We start from the raw sequence: 22,032 nt of genomic DNA on the forward strand, positions 1-22,032 counted from the left end.
CCAGTGCCAAGCAACGCAAGAGATGGTGCCATGGTCGATTTCGTCGAGTATGTGATTTCCGAGTTGCAGAGCAAGCGCCTGGCGAAAGTCGAGGCGCTGGATCTCATCGGTCAGTTCTTCGCGCGTCCGACCGACAACCCGCGTCTGCATCCGCTCGTGGAGCGCAATGTTTCCACATTGACTCGTCAGCGCTATCGCACGCGCCTGACGGGAGAAGAGTTCTTTCTGCGCGATCATCAGATCCGGATGCCGGGCGGCAACGTGGCGCGAGTTCTGCCGGGCGTCGCTTATTTGGAGATGGCGAGAGCGGCGGTCGCGGACGCCGTGCCCAATCTGGTCGAAGCCTCGCTGGTTGCGTTCGAAGATGTGCTGTGGTTGTCGCCCTTGGTCGTCGACAGCGAGCGCGACGTTTATATCGACATCGACGCCGGCGAGGATTTCCTGGAGTTTCGGATCTTCAGCCAGGACGCTGGCAATGAGGATACCGATCATGCCTCGGGGCGTGTGCGCTTGTACGATACCGTCGAGGCTGCGCCGCTGAACATCGCGAGCATTCGTGAGCAGATGGCACGCGAGCACTGGGACTGCGCATCGGTCTATCAACAGTATTCGCGTGTGGGCATCGAATACGGCCCGGCGCATCGAGGCATCGTGCAGTTGCATAGCGGCCAGGAACAGGTGCTGGCCGAGCTCGCATTACCCCAGGCGCTCGCCGGCGAAGACAACAGCGCCTACCTGCTGCATCCGGCGTTGCTCGACAGCGCGTTGCAGGCGGCAATCGGGTTGGGTAGACGCGACGTCGTCCCTTCGGAATCTCTGCTGCCGTTTGCGTTGGATTCGCTGTGCATTCTCGGCCCGTGCGGGGACGCACTTTATGCCTTTGTCCGACGAATTCAGCCGGCGGTCGAGGGCGGCAGCCCGCTGGTGCTGGATCTCGATCTGTGTGATCGAGACGGCAATATCTGCGTGCAAATGCGGGGCTTCCGTGCACGCCGTCTGGATGCAGCAGCAGTGGAGATATTGGTTGCGGTCCCGGAGTGGGGCGCGTATCGACGTGTCGAAAATTCCGGGCCGGCCGCGCTGGATTTCGCTCATCGGCGAGCATTGCTATGTGATTTCCCAGCGATCGACATCAGTGCGCCGACGCGAACGCTCGGCGAGGTTGCGACGATCTTGTGCGCCGGCCAGGAACACCCAGCCGCAAGTTACGAGTCCGCAGCCCTGCAGGTTTTCGCGCACCTGCAGGCGGTGTTGAAGCAGCACGCGGGCTCGAAGGCGCTGGTCCAGTGCGTGATTCCGGATACCGCGGAGGGATTGTTGCTCGCTGGACTCAGCTCGATGCTGAAGACCGCGACCCTGGAGAATCCAGCGCTGACGACGCAGATGATCATTACGAACGCGCAGGCCTCATGGGAGCAAGTTCAAGGATACTTGTCGCATGCGAGCACGCAGGCCGGGATCACGTCCATTCAATACAGCGCGGACCAATGGCGCTCTCTCGATTGGAAGGTTCAGTCGCCACCGGTCGTAGAACCTGCGGATCCTCTGTACAAGGAAGAGGGCGTCTATGTCATTACCGGCGGACTCGGTGGCTTGGGTCGGCTGCTTGCACGGGAGATCTTGCGGCAAACGCAGCGATCGCAGGTTGTGCTCACCGGGCGCGCACCGCTCGACGCCAAGATCCAGCAGCAGATGATGGCGGTCGGTTTCGAAACGCGGGTGCACTACCGCCGGCTCGATTTGAACGATCTTGCCCACTGCACGGCGACGATCGAAGACGTGCTGAGAAACGTCGGCCGCATTCAGGGAGTCTTCCACTGCGCCGGAGCGCGCAGTGACAATGTAATTATCAAGAAGACCGCTGAAGAAGTGGCGCAGGTGCTCCAGCCGAAGGTGCGCGGCACGTGGCACCTCGATGCAGCGACTCAACACCTGGATCTCGATTTCTTCGCGTTGTTTTCGTCCGGCGTGTCAGTGTTCGGCAATGTTGGCCAAGCCGATTATGCGGCTGCCAACGGTTTCATGGACGCGTTCGCGCGTCGACGCGAACAATTGCGAGCGCAGCAGCTGCGTCGGGGCAGGACGGTCGCGATCAATTGGCCGCTGTGGCAAGAAGGCGGCATGCGTCCCGCCGAGGACAGCGTGCAATGGTTGCAGGCGCAGACCGGCATGGCGCCGATGCAAACTGCTTCGGCAATGGCAGTCCTGCATCGAGCGCTGGCCGGTGAAGACGCGCAGATCGTGGCACTGGAAGGCGATGGTGCAAAGTTGCGCCGACTGTTCGATGCGCCTGCCGCATCCAGAACGGTGGAGCACACCCCACCCGCATTGCCAAATCCCGAGCGGCTGGAAACTTCTGCAGATTTGCTCGCCAGGACGCAAGCGTTCCTGCGCAAGGAGTTTGCGCCGATTCTCAAGATCGCGGCCGCACAGATCGATGTGCACGAGCCGCTGGAGAATTACGGCATCAATTCGATTCTGGCGATGAACCTGACGCGCCAGCTGGAGCAACAGCTCGGGCCGCTGCAGAAAACGCTGTTCTTCGAATATCAGACGTTGGCCGAGCTCAGCGCGCATCTGGCCCATGCGCACGAACCCGCGTTGCAGAGGCTGTTGGCCCCGGCCAAGATTGCAACGACGGAGCCGGTGCGAGCGGTGGAGAAACAAACACCGCGTGCGACGCAAAAGCTCGCAATGCGAGGGAAGGCGGCATCGCTACCTGCGATCACGAGGGCTCAGCCAAGCAGGCTCACAGCGTCGGAGCCGATCGCCGTCATCGGCCTGAGCGGCCGTTATCCAGAAGCAGAAACCGTACAGGATTATTGGCGCAATCTGCTAGACGGCAAGGATTGCGTCATTGAGATACCGCGCGAGCGATGGCGATGGGAGGACTTCTACACCAGCGATCGAGATCAGCGCGGCCATTACAGCAAATGGGGCGGCTTCATCAGCGGCGCGGATGAATTCGATCCGCAGTTCTTCAATATCTCGCCGCGCGAGGCGCCGTATATCGATCCGCAGGAACGTTTGTTCCTGCAGCACGCATGGATGGCGATGGAGGATGCGGGTTACACGCGCAAGAGCCTGCAGGTTCCTCGTGCGAATGGGCTGGCGGGGCAGGTGGGCGTGTACGTCGGGGTGATGTACGGCGAATACAACCGTTCGGGCAGTCTCGCGAGCATCGCCAATCGCGTCTCGTATGTGCTGAACCTGCACGGGCCGAGCATGACGCTGGACACGATGTGCTCATCGTCGCTGACGGCGATTCATCTGGCATGTCAGGACCTGCGCACCGGCGGCACGGATCTGGCCATTGCCGGCGGCGTGAACCTGAGCATCCATCCGGGCAAGTACAGCATGCTGAGCGCCGGGCAGTTCATCTCGAGTGCGGGGCACTGCCAGAGCTTCGGTGAAGGCGGGGATGGCTATATTCCCGGCGAAGGCGTGGGCGCGGTGATTTTGAAACGACTGTCGGATGCCGAGCGCGATGGCGATGCGATCTACGCCATCATCCGCGGCAGCGCGCTGAATCACGGCGGAAAGACGAACGGCTACACGGTGCCGAATCCGCAAGCACAAGCGGCGGTGATCGGGCAGGCGTTGCGGGATGCGGGCATCAGTGCGCGCCAGGTGAGTTACATCGAAGCGCATGGCACCGGGACCAAGCTCGGCGATCCGATCGAGATCGCGGCGTTGAGCAAGGCGTTTCAGCAGTACACGGGCGACACGCAGTTCTGTTTGCTCGGCTCGGCGAAGTCGAACATCGGGCACTGCGAGTCGGCGGCGGGCATTGCGGGGCTGACGAAAGTGGTTCTGCAGCTGCGCCACCGGCAGATCGTGCCGTCGCTGCATTCGCAACGTTTGAATCCGAACATCGATTTCGAGTGCAGCCCGTTCATCGTGAACCAGCAGCTGCGCGACTGGGAAGCTCCTGTCGTCGATGGCAAGCCGGTCGCGCGCATCGCTGGATTGTCTTCATTCGGCGCGGGCGGTGCGAACGCTCACTTCGTGATCGAGGAGTACAACGCCGCAGAATCGATCGTGAACGAGGCCATGGCAGCGCCGGTGATCGTGCCGCTGTCGGCACGTACTGCCGAGCAGTTGACCCAGAAGATGCGTGACCTTCTGGACTTCGTGCGGACTGAAGGCGGTCGGCGCATCGATCTCACTTCCCTGGCCTATACGCTGCAAGTCGGTCGCGAGGCGATGGACGAACGCCTGTGCTTCGTCGTCGAGTCCGTGCCGGAGCTGGAGCGAGTACTGCGTGCCTGTCTCGACGGCGATACCGGAGAGGTGTTCCGCGGTCACGTCAAAGCGCATAAGGAGACGTTGGCGCTGTTCGCGGCGGATGCCGCATTCGAACAGGCGCTCGACCAGTGGATCGAGCAGCGCAGCCTCGCCAAGCTGGCGGAGCTGTGGGTGCGGGGATTGGATCTCGACTGGCAGAAATTTTACGGTCAGCAACGGCCGCGGCGCGCCCATCTGCCGTCGTACCCGTTCGCGAAAGACAAATACTGGATCGATCCGAACAAGGGGTTGTTCCCTGTCGATGTACCGAGCCAATCTCAAACTCCGACGGTCATCCATCCGCTACTGCATGCCAACACCTCGGATCTCGAGCAGTTGAGGTTCTCATCGGTCTTTCACGCCAATGAGCTCACGCCGTCGGCAATGCAATGCTCGATGTTGTTGGAGATGGCGTGCGCGGCGCTGAATCGGGCGCGCAGGGCCCCGCAAGCTGGTGCGCTGGAATTGCGGTCGCTGCGCTTTGGCGAATCTTTCGTAGCTGACGGTGAGCGCGCGTTGCATATCGCACTCTATCCGTCGGCGGACGACGTGATCGATTTCGACATCTATAGCAACGATGCCGGCGAGCGCGTTCACAGCCAGGGAAGCGGCGTCTTCACGACGTCCGTGCGCAGCGAAAGGATCGACATCGATGCCATCAAGAGGCGCCTGCATGAGGTGCCGTTGTCATCGAATCCATCGCCATCGGCTCGGCGCGCTTGGCTGGGCGCGCAGGAAATGCTGATCGGTATCGACAGTGGCGATGTCGGCAAGTCGGATCCCGATGAATGCTCATTGCCCCCCGCGTTGGTGCAGTCGGTGCTCGACACCGCGGCCACGGCGCTGCACATCGGCGATGCAACGCCGGAGATGATCGAATCGCTGTGTGTGATGTTTGCGTGTACGCCCAGCATGCGGGTGTGGGTACGGTGGCGTGACGGCGCCACGAATGTTTGGGACATGGACTGGTGCGACGCCTCTGGAACTGTGTGTCTGCGTTGGCGTGGATTGTCACTGGCTGTATCGGCGCACAGGGAAGACGATGCACCAGCAGTCACTGTGCAGGTTGTCCCTGCTGCAGTCGGCAATGGCTTGACCAAGCCCAGCGCGGTTGCGTTGGCCGAGCTTTCGGCCATGCCGGCCATTGCTCAAACTGCGCTGACAAAACCAGACATCTCACAGTTGATTGCTCTGGAGGATGCACCCGCCACGATTGCGCGCGTCGATAGCGTATCGGCACCGGTCGTCGCAGCCGCGGTAGTCACACAAATGCCTGTGGAGCAGGTGTCGGCGCGCACCGCTGGCGTTGATGTGAAGACGCTCCTGAAACGCACGCTCGCACAAGCGCTGTACCTGGACGAGGCGAGCATCGACGATGATCGGTCGTTCGTCGATCTGGGGCTCGATTCCATCGTCGGCGTCGAATGGGTCAAGCGCATCAACAAGGAGCTTGGGCTCAGTATCGCCGCCACTCGCGTCTACGATCACGCGAGCGTTGCCGCGCTCAGCACATATATACAGAGTCAATTGCCGACCAACGAGCCGGCCGTGGTCGTGAAAGCCCTGGATTCCGCGCCGCTCGGCGTCGAGCGCTTGCAGCAGGAATTGCAGCTGAGTCTGGCGCGGGCGCTATACCTGGATGTCGATGCGATCGACAGCGACAGATCGTTCGTGGATCTGGGGCTCGACTCCATCGTGGGTGTCGAATGGGTCAAGGCGATCAATAAAACCTACGGCCTGCAAATCCCGGCGACCCGCGTTTACGACTATGCAAACATTCGAGCCCTCGCGGGCCTCGTGCACGCCGAGCTGGCAAGGCTGCCCATCGAAGTCCCCGCCCCAAAAGTCGAGATCAGCCCACCCGCTCGCGTCGCCACAGTCAAATTGCCCGCTTTGAAGCGCCGATCGCGCACACTGGCAACACTTGCCAGCGCGCAACGCGACGAAGAGCCGAACAGGCATCAAGAGAAGATTGCGATCGTCGGCATGGCGGGGCGCTATCCCGGTGCCGAAAACCTCGCGCAGTTCTGGAGCAACCTGGTCGCCGGCCGCAATTCGATCCAGCAGATTCCGGCGGACCGCTGGGACGTCGACGCGTACTACGATCCGGAGCCCGGCAAACTCGGCAAGGTGTATTGCAAATGGCTCGGCGTGTTGGAGGGTGCGGAGCATTTCGATCCCTTGTTCTTCCAGATCTCGCCGTCGGAAGCCGAGATCATGGATCCGCAACACCGCCTGTTCATGCAGGAAAGCTATCGCGCCTTCGAGGACGCTGGCTACTCGAGCACGAAGCTGAGCAACACGAAGTGCGGCGTGTACCTCGGCATCATGAGCAACGAATACGCATTCCTGCTCGCCAAGGGCAATCCGCAGAACGTCGAGACCACCGGCAACAGCTTCGCCATCGGCGCCGCGCGCATCGCCTATCACTTGAACCTGAAGGGACCGGCGATCCCGATCGATACCGCCTGTTCCTCATCGCTGGTCGCGGTCCACCTCGCTTGCCAGGCGCTGTTGAATCGCGAGATCGACATGGGCCTCGCCGGCGGCGTCAGCCTGTACCTGGTTCCAGATTCGTACGTGGGCATGTGCCGGGCCGGCATGTTGTCGCGAGAGGGGCAATGCAAGACGTTCGACAACGGCGCCGACGGATTCGTGCCCGGCGAGGGTGTCGGGACGGTCGTGTTGAAGCGCCTCAGCGATGCCGAACGCGACGGCGACAGCATTTATGGGGTCATCATCGGCTCGGGCATCAATCAGGACGGCAAGACCAACGGCATCACGGCGCCGAGCGTGAACAGCCAGATCGAGCTGGAACGCGAGATTTATCGCAAGCACCAGATCGATGCGGCTTCGATCAGCTATGTCGAAACGCACGGCACCGGCACCAAGCTCGGCGATCCGATCGAGCTCGAAGCGCTCGCGACCGTGTTCAAAGAACACACCAGCCAGCAGCGCTTCTGCGCATTGGGCGCGGTCAAAACCAACATCGGCCACACTTCAGGCGCCGCCGGCGTGGCCGGCCTGCACAAGGCACTGCTGTGTTTGCAAAACAGGAAGCTGGTGCCGAGCTTGAACATGACGCAGGAGAACGCGCTGTTCGACTTCGCCAACTCGCCGTTCTACGTCAACCAGACGGTGCGGGATTGGACTGCGGCGCCTGGAGTAAAGCGACGCGCCGCCATCAGCGCTTTCGGATTCAGCGGGACCAATGCGCACGTCGTCATCGAGGAGTACACGGCCGCTCCGCGCGAAGAAGCGGTTCCTCCGCAGACATATATCGTTCCGCTATCGGCGCGCAGTGCCGAGCAGTTGAGGACGCGGGCGCAGGACATTCTTGTGTTTCTGGAGCGCGCCAACTGTAACGTCTCGTTGCGCGACTTCGCATATACGTTGCAGGTCGGCCGGGATGCAATGCGAGAGCGCTGCGCCTGGGTCGTGGACTCGATCGAGGAGTTGCAGGCGCAATTGCGTGCGTTCCTGGCGAGTGATGCGAACGTCAGCGGGTATCGCGGCGCCGTGGCTCGCACGCAAGACAGCGCGGGATTGGCAGAACAACTGGCATCGCTGAGAAGAGGCGGTGGTCTGCAGCAATCCGCATCCATTGCAAAACTGTGGACCGAAGGGGCGGACGTGGACTGGTCGTCGCTCTATGCCGGAACGTTGCCCCAACGCTTGCATCTGCCCGGCTATCCGTTTGCAAAAGAGAGATATTGGGTACAGCCGACCCAGTCGTCCAGCGAGGCAGCGCCACTCGCCGAGCCGAAGGAAGGCAAGCAGAAAACATATTACGCGGCAAAGTGGCGTGCATCGTCCTTGCCGCCACGCAACGCGCCGTTTGGCCACGAAGATACGCTGTTGATTCTGGACGCCGACGATCGGCTGTTCGAGCAGGTGCAAGCTCGCCTCCTCACCGCCACGCCGTTGCAGGCGATCGTGTTGGTACAGCTGGCCGGCACGTATCAGCAACACAGCGCCGATCGGTTCAGTGTCGACGCCGGCAGGCCGGAGCACTTCGACAAGCTGATCGAGACTTTGCGGGCGCAAGGCAAGCATCCCACGCGTGTGATCCACAACTTGAATGGCGCGCGCCTGCTGTCCAACGACGGCCAAGTCGATGGGGACGATCAAACGCTGGAGCGCGCGCTGCAGGTCGGTGTCGAAGGCTTGTTCGCGCTTTGCAAGGCCCTGGTGGCGAGCCGGTCGCAGCAGTCGCCGTGCACTTTCGTATCCTACTTTCACGCGGCGGAGGCGGCGAACACGGCGCCTTGCGCGGCCTTGGCCGCGTTCTATCGATCCTTGACGCTCGAAAACAATCGTTACAACGGTCGCGTGCTGGAGCTCGATCACCGATGTATCGATGCCGAGCGCAGCGCCATCGACACCGTCACTTGCATCATCGAAGAGTTGGAGTCGCCGGCACCCTGGCAAACGGCGATTCGGTATGAGGCAGGCAATGGCGGCCCGGCTCGACGGTTCGTGCTTGGCTTGGAACAGCAACATCCCGAACAGCAGGTGGCCGCGGAGCTGCCGTTGAAACACGGCGGCGTCTACCTCATCACGGGGGGCCTTGGCGGTTTGGGATACTTGTTCGCACGTCATCTCGCCGAGCGCTATCGAGCCAGGCTGGTGTTGAGCGGCCGTTCCGCGCCGAATGAGGAGTCGCAGCGGAAGCTGGATCGGCTGCGTGCATTCGGCGCCGACGTGATGTATGTGCCGTCGAACGTCGCTGATGCCGATGAAGCGCGCAGCCTGATCGAAACAGCGAAGGCACAGTTCGGACAGCTGAACGGTGTGCTTCACAGCGCTGGTGTGAATCACGATGCACTGTTGATCAGAAAGGAACGTGACAGCTTGCGGCGGGTGCTGGCGCCGAAGGTGCAAGGCACGTTGCACCTCGACCGCCTGACCGCGGCGGAGCCCCTGGATCTGTTCGTGCTGTTTTCGTCGGGTGCCGGCAGCTTCGGCAATGTCGGCCAGACGGACTATGCGTATGCGAATGCCTTCATGGACGCGTTCGCCGAGCACCGCGAATCCCGCCGTGGGCGGCGTCAGCGATTCGGAAAGACATTGTCCATCGCCTGGCCCTTCTGGCAGGACGGGGGAATGCAGTTGCCGGCGACCGATCTGCAGCGCACGGAACAGCGCACCGGAATGTGCGCCCTGCCGACCGACATCGGCCTGTCGTATTGGGAAACGCTGCTGAGTTCCGATATGACACATGCGCTCGCGCTGTACGGCTATCCGTCGACGATTGCCGCGTATTGCTCGCCGCCCGCCGAGTTGGCGTCCCAGCCGCCGACGAACGAAGCCGCGATCGCCCCGGAGTTGCTGCGCACGTCGACACAACAGTACTTGTGCGAGCTGGTCGAGCGGGAAACCAAGATCCCGGCGGCACGCGTCGATCTCAATGAGCGCTTCGAAGCATTCGGTTTCGATTCCGTCATGATCGGCCGCTTCAATGCGGCGCTCGAGCGCGACCTGGGTGATCTGCCGAAGACCTTGCTTTATGAACATGAGACGGTCGCCGAGCTCGCAGACTATCTGTGCGAAGCAGCCCCGGCAGCGCTCTGCCGCAAGTTGCGCACTGAAGTCACGACGCAATCGTCAGCTCGCGCCTTACCGCAGGAGCCTGCGACCGAGGCCGTCGCACCGGTAACGCTGACCCACAACGAGCCAATCGCGATCGTAGGCGTGCACACCTATTTCCCGCAGGCGGAAGACCTGCATGCATTCTGGGAACATCTCGAGGCGGGCGACGACTTGATCCAGCTCGTGCCACCCGACCGGTGGAATTACGCCCAGTTCTTCGACGCCGATCCCGCGCAGGCCGAACGCGGCAAGATTTATTGCAAGTGGGGCGGCTTCCTGGATGCGTTCGACCGATTCGACGCCGGGCTCTTCAATATCTCGAGCGCAGAAGCTGACATCATCGATCCGCAGGAGCGATGGTTCCTGCAATCGGCGTGGGCTGCCGTCGAAGACGCCGGCTACACGCGCGAGCGTTTGAAACAGCTGTATCCCAAGGGCAAGAGCGCCGACGTCGGTGTCTTTGTCGGCGTGACCACGAACTCCTATCACTTGCTCGCACCGGAAGCCTGGCAGCGCGGCGAGATGGTTACGCCGAGTGCCATGCCTTGGTCGATTGCGAATCGGGTGTCGTATCACTTCGATTTCCAAGGCCCGAGCCTGCCCGTCGACACGGCCTGCTCGTCATCGCTCGTGGCCGTGCACCTGGCTTGCGAAAGCCTGCGTCGGCGCGAGTGTCAGGTTGCGTTGGCCGGCGGCGTGAATTTGTATTTGCATCCCGCCAAATATCAGTCGTTCTGCCAGCGTCGCATGCTCGCCGTCGGCAGCCAGTGCCGCAGCTATGGTGCGGGCGACGATGGTTTCATTCCCGGAGAAGGTGTCGGTACGCTGGTGCTCAAGCCTCTGAGCCTGGCCGAGCGCGACCGCGACCACATCTATGGGGTGATCCGCGGCAGCTCGTTCGATCACAGCGGTCGCTCCAATGGCTATGCGACGCCGAATCCGAACTCGCAGGCGCAGGTCATCAGCCAGGCGCTGGCGCAGGCCAACGTATCCGCACGCTCCATCAGCTACATCGAAGGCCACGGCACCGGCACGCAAATGGGCGACAGCCTGGAGCTAGCGGCGATCACCCAGGCTTTCGGTCAACACACTGCCGATAAGCAATTCTGCGCGCTCGGTTCCGTCAAGGCGAACATCGGCCACGCCGAATCCGCGACCAGCATTGCTGGCATCGCGAAGATCCTGCTGCAGTTCAAACATCATCAGATCGCGCCGAGCATTCATGCCGAGGTCGCGAACCCCGATATCGATTTCGCGCGCTCACCGTGCATTCTGCAAACCACTTTGACGCCGTGGCCGGCCCCGGAGCAGTTTCCCCGTCGTGCATTGATCAATGCGTTCGGCGCCGGAGGCGTCAATGCTTGCGCCGTGCTCGAAGAGTATGTGCCGACGGAGTCGGGCGTGCGGCACGAAACAACAGGTGACTTTCTTTTCGTGCTTTCGGCGAAGAACGAGCCGCGCTTGCGAGAATACGCGGCTCGATATCTTGAATTCCTGGAGCGGAATCCTCGCGGCGACATTGCAAGTCTCTGCTACACCGTGCAGGTCGGCCGTGAAGCGATGGCCGAGCGACTGGCGCTCTTGGTCGGAAGCGTCGCTCAATTGCGCGCCTCGCTTCAGCACTGGCTCGAGCAGCACGACCCGCTGGTCTCGACGGTGCACGTATGGCGCGGCAGCGTCGATCAGAAACGTGGCTCCAAGCAGGCCTCACGCGAAGCGCGCGAACATATGCACAAACTGTGTGCCGCGCATGATCTCACTGCGCTGGCTCAGTTGTGGGTGCAGGGTAGCGATGTCGATTGGCAGCGTCTCTACGGCGAACAGCCGCATTACAAGACTGCATTGCCGAGCTATCCGTTCGCGCGCGAGCGACATTGGATTAGCGCGTCGAGGACCACGACCCATGTCGCCGAACCGACCTCCGCTCCGCGTTTACATCCGCTGATCTCTCATAACTCATCGACGCTGCGACAAGTGAGCTTCGATGCAGCGCTCGCGGATGATCAGTACTACGCGCAAGACCACAAGATCCAAGGACAGCCTGTGTTCCCCGGAGCTGGGTTCATCGAAATGGCCTGTGTCGCGGCGACCATTGCTGGTGAACAGCGGGTGCGTCAGTTGCGAGACATCGTCTGGGTGCAACCCCTCGCATTCAACCGTGGGTCGCAGCATCTGCAGGTGTGCTTGTCGAAGGTCATCGGTGATAGCGCCGAGTTCGGTGTGGTGTCGTTCGATGACGATCAGGAACGGGTCGTGCACTGCGAGGGACGCGTGGTGTTCGAAGATGGGGCCGTCACCAAACCAGCGGCGGCGCCAGCACTCGAAGAATGGCAGCAACGCTGCCGTGAACATCGCGCAGCCACGATGTATTACCAACGCTTCCAGCGGCTCGGCATCGATTACGGGCCGGCGTTCCAAGTCGTCAAAGAAGTGTTGCTGGGCGACGGCTGCGCGCTTGCGAAGCTGCAGCTTGCGGCTGAGCAGGCGGCTGACTTCGAACAGTACATATTGCATCCCTGCCTGATCGACGGCGCGCTGCAATCGATTGCGGCGTTGCTCGATACAGGCAATCACGCCGCCGGAATGCATCTGCCGTTCGCGATCGATGCGATCGAGATCCTGAGCACGTTGACGCCCTCGTGTCATGCGTTGATCGAGCAGGCCGACGATGAACGCAGCCGTGGCGCCAACATCCTGCAATTCAACATTCACATTCTGAGCGAGAGCGGCGAGCCGCTGGTCAGGATCACCAATTTCTGCGTGCGGGCCTGGGTACCGCAGGAAGCCGCCGTGCATTCGCATGCACGGATCACCGCCTGAAAAGGCTGCCACCCGCCTGTCGTCAGGATTCCAGTCTCATGAAGTCATCCGCAGCAACGAGCGCCCCGCGCGACTATCCGGTCGGCGAGTTTCGGTCGGTCTTCACCGGCAGCGAGCCGTTCCTGGCCGATCATGTGATCCAGGGTCAAAGGATCCTTCCGGGCATGGCGTATCTGGAGATCGCGCGCGCCGCGGTGGCGGCATCGATCTCGTTGCCCAGGGATTCGATGCTGGTTTTGAGCAACAGCGTATTCGTCAACGCGCTGACCGTAAGAGAGCAGCGATCGGTCGTTACACGGGTCTATCCCGGCGCCGCCGGATCGTTTGGCGTGGAAGTCAGCACCGAGCAGGGCGTGCACTTTCAATCCAAAGTGTCGGTGCAAAAGAAGCGCGAGTTTCTGGCAGCCAAAGGTCATGCCCCGCAGCTGGATATCGCGCTGTTGCGAGAGGAATGCACCTTGTCCGGCCCCACCAAGGCGGCGTTCTATGAAAGGTTCAGCAAGCGCGGCGTCGATCTTGGGCCGTCGCATCGGGGCGTCGAGGAGATCTGGCTCGATGGCAAGGGTGCTGGGCTCGCCAAGATTCGCCTGCCCGGCGCGGCCGCGCGAGGCATGGCGATGGACGCCGGCATGTTGGATAGCATCATTCAAAGTGGCATCGCGCTGGTGAGCAATCCCGAAGCCAACGTCGTGCCGTTTGCAGTCAGCAATACGCTGGTGCTCGACGCGCTCGCCGATACGATGATGGTCTACATCCGGCAGCACACCGATGGCATGCACTACATCGCCGCCGATGAGTCCGGAAATGTTCGCGTGATCATCGAGGGCTTTCAGACGCGCGAGATCGATCTGAATGCCAGGCAGGACAGGGTGAGCTTTTACCTGCCGGAGTGGAAGGTGACTGCGGCGCCGGCGCGCTCGGACGCGCGCGAGCCTCTCATCGTCGAGGCAGGCACCGATTACGTTGCGACTACCAAAGCCTTGTTGGACGCAGCTCGATCATTGTTGCAGGACAGATCTCAGCAGCACGTCATCGAGCTCCGCGCACACACTCGAGATCAATGCGCGCATGGCTTGTGGGCCGCGTTGAGAACGATCGCGATGGAACATTCGCACATCGACTTTCGGTTGAAGGTCGGCAATGACTACCTGTCGCTGGAACATACCGAAGCGACCTTGGACAGCCGGGAGCTCGCTTGGCCGAACGGCAAAAAAATCCTCATCAGCGGGGGACTCGGCGCCCTGGGCTTCCTGGTCGCGCGCGACATCGCGGAGCATTCGCTTGGTAGCACACTGATCCTGCTCGGCAGGCGGCCACCCAACGGCTCGGACGACGCTCGCATTCAAGCATTGAAACAACTCGGCGCCGACGTGGTGTACCGACAATGCGATGTGGCGCAATTGGAGCAGGTCGAGGCGATCGTCGCCGAGCATCCGGATATACAGATCGTGGTGCACGCTGCGGGCCTGATCGATGATGCCTGGGTGGCGCAGAAGAGCGGCGAAGCCGTGGATCGCGTACTGGGGCCGAAGGTACGAGGCATCGAAAACCTCGATCGTGCCACTGCCGCGTGTCAGCTGGAGTACTTCGTCGCCTTTTCTTCCGTTGCCGGCGCACTGGGCAATCCGGGGCAGTTCGACTACGCCGCCGCCAACGGCTACATGGATGCCTATATCGAACAACGGGCACAGCGGGCACCCGGCCGTTCGATCAGTATCAATTGGCCTCTGTGGGAGGAGGGCGGCATGCAACTCGATGCTGCCGCTCGCGAGACTCTGGCCAGGACGTTCGCGATCAAGCCGTTGCCGAGCAGCGCAGGATTGGCGGCCTTGCGTCTCATCATGGCGAGCTCCCATTCCCGCGTGTTGCCGCTCTACGGCCAGAAACATTTGCAGGCTGCTTTGTTCGCGCCTCCCAAGACGGCGAGCGAGCCGCAGCATTCATCGGTCGAGCTCGACAAGCTGCAACGAGACATTCTGCAGGACGTGCGCCTGCAAGCGGCACAGCATCTGAAGCTCAAACCCAATCAGCTCAACGACAGCGAGGACTGGACCGCATTTGGGTTCGACTCGATTCTGATCTCGAGCTTCGTGACGCACTTGAATCACGCGTACGACTTGAACTTGATGCCGACGGCGATGTTCGAGGCGTCCAACCTGCTACGGTTCAGTCGCTTCCTCGCGGAGAATCATGCGTCGCAGATGATGAAAAAACTCGCTCCGACGACTGCCCGAGGCTCGGCAGCGCCAGCGAAACCATTGCCGCGTACCGCGACGGCCGAGGCAGCGGCGGACGATCCATCCGTTACGCAGTTCGCGCGCCGGTTTCACGGGGCTTACAAGAGCCAGCGCAGCTATCGCGATGAGGACATTGCTGTCATCGGCATGAGCTGCCGGGTCGCGGGCGCGGAAGGGCCGGATGAGTTCTGGCGCATGCTCGACGAAGGCCGCGACACGATTCGAGAGATTCCGCCCGAACGCTGGAACTGGCGCGACTATCCGGGCGTGAGCAAGTGGGGCTCGTTCATCGACGGTATGGACGAATTCGATCCGCTGTTCTTCGGGATCTCGCCGGCCGAGGCCGCGTACATGAATCCCGAGCAACGCCTCATGATGCAGTATGTCTGGAAGTGCATCGAAGACGCCGGTTACGGCGGCGACAGTCTCAAAGGCACCAACACCGGAATCTTCATCGGCTGCGGCCCGAGCAGTTACGCGAGCCTGATGAGCCATCTGCCGATCGAGGCGTACTCGGTCACGGGCAATGTATCGTCGGTGGGGCCCAACCGCATCAGCTACTACATGGACTGGCACGGAGCGAGCAACCCGATCGATACGGCGTGCAGCAGTTCGCTCGTGGCTGTTCATCGCGCGGTCGAAGCGCTGCGCCAGGGGCATTGTGATCAGGCAATCATCGGCGGCGTCAACGCCTTGCTCGGCCCCGACGTCTACGTGAGCTTCACCAAGTCCGGCATGCTGTGCGAGGACGGCCGCTGCAAGACGTTCTCCGATAAAGCGAATGGTTACGTGCGCGGTGAAGGCGTCGGCATGTTGATGCTGAAGCCACTGGCCGCGGCACGACGCGACGGCGACGATATTTACGCTGTCATCAAGGGCGCGGCAGAGAATCACGGTGGACGAACCACGTCGCTGACGGCACCGAATCCCAATGCGCAAGCCGCTGTGATCAAAAAAGCCATCGAGGATGCCGGCATCGACTTTCGTCGCGTCGGCTACATCGAATGCCATGGCACGGGCACCGAGTTGGGCGATCCCGTGGAAGTGCGCGGCTTGAAGGCTGTCGCGAAGGAGCTGCTCGAGGCCGGCAGCGCCGTCGAGAAACAGCAGACCGACCCGTGTTATCTCGGCAGCATCAAATCGAACATCGGCCACCTCGAATATGCCGCGGGCGTGGTGGGACTGATCAAGGCGATCCTGCAAATTCGCCATCGCAGGATCGCGCAGAGCTTGCATTGCGAGCGCATCAGTCCGCTGCTCGACTTGAGCGACACGCCTTACAAGATCGCACAACAGGCCTGCGACTGGATCGTAGCGGCGGGGCAGAGCCGCATCGCAGGTGTCAGCAGCTTCGGCTTCGGCGGAGCGAATGCGCACGTCGTCGTCGAGGAATACATCGAGCCCGACTCGGCAGCTGTCGCAACGACCGACAGCGCTGCACCTCAACTACTGGTGTTCTCGGCGCGCAACGCGGACGCCTTGTACAACACACTGCGAGCGTATCCGTCGTTCCTGCGCAGAACCGACCCTTCGCCGCTCACGCTCCAGCGCATTGCCTATACGTTGCAAACGGGCCGCGCGGAAATGCAGGAACGCGTCGCGTTCGTCGCCAACACGATCGAGGAATGGAGCGAGTTGCTCGAGGGGTTCCTGCAAGAGCGCGAGAATTTTTATCACCGCAAGGTGTTTCGGGGTTCGGTGAAGCTGGGCGCCGACGCCAATCTCGACGTCGGCGACACGCAGGCGGGTCAGGAGTTCATGCAGCGCCTGGTGGAGACCCGCGAGGTCGAGAAGCTCGCCGAGCTCTGGGTCAAGGGTTCCAAGTTGGATTGGCAGCTGCTGCACGCCTGAGGCGGCGCAGGGTCGAGGCGTCTGGTCATTTCTTTTGTGGAGAATTGCGATGAGAACCGTCGGGATAGAAGCGATGAACGCCTTCGCCGGCACAGCGTACCTGGACGTCAGGAAGCTCGCGGAGCACCGCAAGCTCGATACGGCGCGCTTCGAGAACTTGCTGATGAAGGAAAAATCGGTAGCGCTGCCGTACGAGGATCCGATCACGTTCGGGGTCAATGCCGCGAAGCCAATCGTCGACGCGTTGAGCGCCGCGGAAAAGGACCGTATCGAGATGGTGATCACGTGCACCGAGTCGGCGTTCGACTTCGGCAAGTCCATGAGCACCTATTGTCATAGTCTGCTCGGATTGAATCGCAACTGCCGTTTGTTCGAGCTGAAGAATGCCTGTTACTCGGGTGTCGCAGGCATTCAAGCCGCGGTGAACTTCGTGCTGTCCCAGGCCTCGCCAGGGGCCAAGGCGCTGGTGATCGCGACCGATGTGTCGCGCTTCATGGTGGAGGAAGGCGGGGATGCGCTGACTGCCGACTGGTCGTTTGCCGAGCCGAGCAGCGGTTCGGGCGCGGTGGCCATGCTAATCAGCGAGCAGCCTCACGTTTTTCAAGTCGACGTGGGCGCCAACGGATATTACGGCTATGAAGTGATGGACACCTGCCGCCCGACGCCGGACGGCGATGCCGGCGATTCGGACCTCTCGTTGCTGTCCTACCTGGATTGCTGCGAAAACGCTTTCCGCGAATACAACAAGCGCGTGCCCGACGCGAACTATGCGGAGACGTTCACGTATCTCGCGTATCACTGTCCGTTCGGCGGCATGGTGAAAGGCGCTCACCGCAACATGATGCGCAAGCTGTTGCAAGCCAAGCCGCAGGTCATCGAGGATGATTTTCAGCGCCGCGTCACGCCAGGCATGATCTATTGTCAGCGCGTGGCGAACATCATGGGTGCGACAGCATCGCTGGCGCTCGCGAGCACGATCGAGCACGGCAATTTCGAACGGCCACGTCGTGTCGGCGTGTTCTCGTATGGCTCCGGCTGCTGCTCTGAATTCTTCAGCGGCGTGGTGCGCGCCGAAGGTCAGCAGCGCCTGCGGGCCATGCGAATCAAGCAACATCTCGATCGGCGCACCGAGCTGACCCTGGACGAATATGACCGCCTGCTGGTCGGCAACAACGCCGTGAAGCTCGGCACCCGCAACGTCGAGCTCGACACGAGCTTCATCTCGCGTGCCCGCAGCGCGCTCGGCAAGCCGGTGCTGTTCCTGAAACAAATCAAGGAATTTCACCGCGAATACGAGTGGATCGGCTGATGGACACGCCTGCCTGCGCGACGCTGCGCACCCGTTTCGACGGCGACATCGCGTACCTGCAAATCCACCGCCCGCAAGCCAACAACACGATCAACGAGCAACTGATCAGGGAGTTCACGGCGGCGCTCGACGTGTGCGATACGCGTTGCAAGATCGTCGTCATCGAGGGACTGCCGGAAGTGTTCTGTTTTGGAGCCGATTTCAAGGAGCTGGAGCAGAGCTCGGAAGGCGGCGAGAGCCGGCAGCAGGATCCAAGGCCCATGTATGCGCTGTGGGGGCGACTTGCGACCGGCCCTTTTGTATCGATCGCTCACGTTCGCGGCAAGGCCAACGCCGGCGGAATCGGTTTCGTTGCCGCTTGCGACATCGTGCTCGCGGATGCTGCGGCGGTGTTCAGCCTGTCCGAGCTGTTGTTCGGTTTGATGCCGGCCTGCGTGCTGCCGTTCCTGATCCGGCGCATCGGCTTCGCGAAAGCCAATTACATGACATTGATGACGCAGCCGGTCACAGTGCAGCAGGCACAAGAGTGGGGCCTGGTCGACGCGTATGAAGAAAACAGCGACAACCTGCTGCGCAAGAACCTGTTGCGCCTGCGCCGACTGAACAAGACCGGCGTCGCCCGCTACAAGCGCTACTTGCATGCGATCGATGGCTCGATCGATGCAGCTGAAGACGCAGCGATCACGGCGAACCGCGAGGTGTTTGCGGATTCGCAGAACCTGCAAAGGATTGCGCGCTATGTGCGCACGGGTCAGTTTCCGTGGGAGGGCGACTCATGACAGACAGCGTCGTCGAATTGCAAACCGTGGAGCGGCACGTCTTGCAGATCAAGATGCAGGACCGCGTCAGCAAGAACACGTTCTCGGAAGCGTTGACCCGGGGGCTCATCGAGACCTTTGCAGAGGTCGGCGCGCGCTCCGATTGCAAAGTCGTCATCCTCACCGGTTACGACAACTACTTTGCCAGCGGAGGCACGCAAGAAGCGCTGCTGAGTCTCTCGGCAGGCCACGGCGCTTTCACCGATCGCGATCTGTATAGCCTCGCACTGCGCTGCCCGGTGCCGGTGATCTCGGCGATGCAAGGTCACGGCATCGGCGGCGGATTCGTGCTCGGGCTGTTTTCGGACATCGTGATACTCAGTCGCGAAAGCATTTATACCGCGAATTTCATGCGCTACGGCTTTACGCCCGGCATGGGCGCCACTTGCGTGTTGCCGCAGAAGCTGGGCTTTGGGCTGGCGACTGAAATGATGCTCTCGGCAAACAATTATCGCGGCGAGGAACTGCAGCAGCGCGGTATCTCGTTTCCGGTGCTGCCTCGGGACCAGGTCATGATACGTGCGCTGGAGCTGGCCCAGGTATTGGCTGAAAAGCCGCGCCTGTCGCTGGTTACATTGAAGGAACATTTGAATGCCTCGCTGCGGGATGCGTTGCCGGGCATGGTCGAGAAGGAAGTGGCGATGCATGCCATCACGTTCCCACAGCCGGAAGTGAAAGCTCGCATCGAAGAATTGTTCCGGCACTGAGCGAGCGGATCCATGTCGAATCATGAGCAAGAGCAGATCGTCATCAGCGGTGTCGGCGTCACTGCGGCCATCGGCCAGGGACGAGGTGCTTTCACCGAGGCACTGCTGACGGGCGCGCATCGCTTCGACGTGATGACGCGTCCGGGTCGGCAAGTGCCGGATGAAGTGACGGACTCGGGCAGCTCATTCATTGGAGCGGAGATCGCGAACCTGGTGCTGCCTGCCGACATACCAGCCGCGAAACTGCGCAATGCTTCCTGGTCGGCGCAAGTTGCACTCGCGACGTTGCACGAAGCCTGGCACGACGCGTGTCTGGGCGATGTGGATCCGCAGCGAGTCGGGTTGATCATCGGCGGGTCGAACATTCAACAGCGCGAACTGGTGCAGATCCAGCGGCAGTATCGCGAGCAGGTGTCTTTCTTGCGGCCGACCTACGGCATGTCATTCATGGATTCCGATCTGTGCGGCCTGTGCAGCGAGCTGTTCGGCATCCGCGGACTCGCGTTCACCACGGGTGGAGCATCGGCGAGTGGCCAGCTGGCCGTGATTCAAGCAATCGAGGCGCTGAAGTCCGGGCAGGTCGATGTCTGTATCGCGCTCGGTGCCTTGATGGACTTGTCCTACTTCGAGTGCCAGAGCTTGCGCTCGCTGGGTGCAATGGGCTCGGATCGATTCGCGGCCCAGCCCGCGCTGGCATGCCGGCCGTTCGATCGCGATCACGACGGTTTCATTTATGGAGAAGCGTGCGGCGCCGTCGTGATCGAGCGTGCCGGCACAGCGGTACGGGCGAAACGCGATCCTTACGCAGCGCTGCTGGGGTGGGCAATGGCCTGGGATGCGAATCGAAATCCAAACCCGTCGCTGGAGGGAGAAACCACGGTGATACGGCGCGCGCTCGCGAATGCGAGCCTGAACGCCGACACGATCGATTACGTGAATCCCCATGGCACCGGCTCGCACGTCGGCGACGAAACGGAGCTGGATGCGTTGCGTCGCTGCGGTCTCGCGCACGCGTACATCAATACGACCAAATCCATCATTGGACATGGATTGAGCGCCGCCGGCATCGTCGAGCTGATCGCGGTGCTGCTGCAGATGAATGCGGGCAAGTTACATCCCTCGCGCAATCTCGAGCAACCGCTGGACCCGGCATTTCCATGGGTGCGGGCGCAGCCTGTCGATCACGTCATCCAGCGCGCGCTGAACATGAGCATGGGATTCGGCGGCATCAATACTGCGGTGTGCGTGGAACGCTGCTGACGCACGCCGCCCAACGACTGACATTGGTTAGGAGATCGAATGAAAGCTTATCTGTTTCCCGGGCAAGGTTCGCAGGCGCGCGGCATGGGCGCGTCCTTGTTCGACGAATTTCCGGAGCTCACCGCCCAGGCCGACCGCGTGCTGGGTTACTCCATCAAGGAGCTGTGCCTGAGCGATCCGCGCCGCGAGCTCAACAAAACACAATTCACCCAGCCCGCGCTCTATGTCGTCAACGCACTGTCGTACTACAAGAGAGTGCAGCTGGCGGGCGAGCAGCCGGATTTCGTGGCGGGCCACAGCCTCGGCGAGTTCAATGCCTTACTCGCAGCGGAATGTTTCGACTTTGAAACCGGGCTGAAGCTGGTCAAACAACGCGGCGAGCTGATGAGCCAGGCGACGGAAGGCGCGATGGCGGCGATCCTGAACGCAACGCGCTCCCAGGTGGAGGCGCTGCTGAAGAGCAATCGGCTCAACCGCGTGGACATCGCGAACTACAACACGCCGCTGCAGATCGTGATTTCGGGGCCGCTCGATGAGATCACCGCATGCGAAAGCATCTTCCAGTTCGACAAAGTGATGTTCGTGCCGCTGAATACCAGCGGAGCCTTTCATTCACGGCTGATGTTGCCCGCCCAGGGCGAGTTCCAGCGGTTCCTCGCAGGCCACCGCTTCGCCGAGCCGAAGATCCCCGTGATCGCGAACTGGACGGCGAAGCCGTATCCGGGCGGGGCCGCGGTCGCGGAATACCTGTCGAACCAGATCTGCAGCACGGTGCTATGGAGCGACACCATTCAGTCGTTGATAAGCCTCGAGCCGGACATCGAGCTCATCGAAGTGGGGCATGGCGACGTCCTGACCAAGATGATCCCGAAGATCAAGGAGCAGCTGGCGAAGGTCGCGCGCAACGCCCCGACGCCCGCGGTTGCCTCTGCAGCTCAACAGGAGAATCCGTTCGCGCTCGCCGAGCAGAAAGTGGCGGCATGGAACCAGCGTCATCCGGTCGGTACCAAGGTCCGATCGCGCGTGCTGGATTACGGTGACCTGGTCACGCGCACGCCGGCGATCGTGCTGTTCGGTCATCGCGCGGCGGTCTACATGGAGCGCTACAACGGTTACTTCGATCTGGACGAAATTCTTGCTGCGTGAGTCCG

At 61.6% G+C, this 22,032-nt stretch carries 7 protein-coding genes; all 7 read left to right on the forward strand.

All coding sequences use genetic code 11. The annotated features are described in order from the left end of the window. Positions 1-30: 30 nt before the first annotated feature. The 7 genes from JM946_RS07465 to fabD are packed head-to-tail and all read left to right on the forward strand — an operon-like array spanning position 31 to position 22,027. A complete protein-coding gene (locus JM946_RS07465) occupies positions 31-12,699 on the forward strand; it encodes an SDR family NAD(P)-dependent oxidoreductase (RefSeq protein ID WP_203166582.1) in 12,669 nt (4,222 codons plus the stop codon). 38 nt (positions 12,700-12,737) lie between these two features. Next, positions 12,738-16,787 (forward strand): SDR family NAD(P)-dependent oxidoreductase, encoded by a 4,050-nt coding sequence (locus JM946_RS07470; protein ID WP_203166583.1) that lies wholly within the window; start codon positions 12,738-12,740, stop codon positions 16,785-16,787. Positions 16,788-16,836: 49 nt separating this feature from the next. Continuing rightward, on the forward strand, positions 16,837-18,096 hold the full coding sequence (locus tag JM946_RS07475) for a hydroxymethylglutaryl-CoA synthase family protein (protein ID WP_203166584.1): 1,260 nt from the start codon (positions 16,837-16,839) through the stop codon (positions 18,094-18,096). Further along, on the forward strand, positions 18,096-18,875 hold the full coding sequence (locus JM946_RS07480; RefSeq protein WP_203166585.1) for an enoyl-CoA hydratase/isomerase: 780 nt from the start codon (positions 18,096-18,098) through the stop codon (positions 18,873-18,875). The genes JM946_RS07475 and JM946_RS07480 overlap by 1 nt, the downstream gene beginning before the upstream one ends. Further along, positions 18,872-19,621 carry a polyketide synthase gene (locus tag JM946_RS07485; protein WP_203166586.1) on the forward strand — a complete coding sequence of 250 codons (750 nt, stop codon included), beginning with the start codon at positions 18,872-18,874 and terminating at the stop codon, positions 19,619-19,621. Before JM946_RS07480 ends, JM946_RS07485 begins: the two co-directional genes overlap by 4 nt. 12 nt (positions 19,622-19,633) lie before the next feature. Next, complete coding sequence (locus tag JM946_RS07490; RefSeq protein WP_203166587.1) at positions 19,634-20,881, forward strand: beta-ketoacyl synthase N-terminal-like domain-containing protein; 1,248 nt, start codon at positions 19,634-19,636, stop codon at positions 20,879-20,881. A gap of 39 nt (positions 20,882-20,920) precedes the next feature. Then, on the forward strand, positions 20,921-22,027 hold the full coding sequence (gene fabD / locus JM946_RS07495; RefSeq protein ID WP_203166588.1) for an ACP S-malonyltransferase: 1,107 nt from the start codon (positions 20,921-20,923) through the stop codon (positions 22,025-22,027). Positions 22,028-22,032 lie beyond the last annotated feature (5 nt).

The sequence above is a fragment of the Steroidobacter gossypii genome, assembly GCF_016801985.1.
Taxonomy (GTDB): Bacteria; Pseudomonadota; Gammaproteobacteria; order Steroidobacterales; family Steroidobacteraceae; genus Steroidobacter; species Steroidobacter gossypii.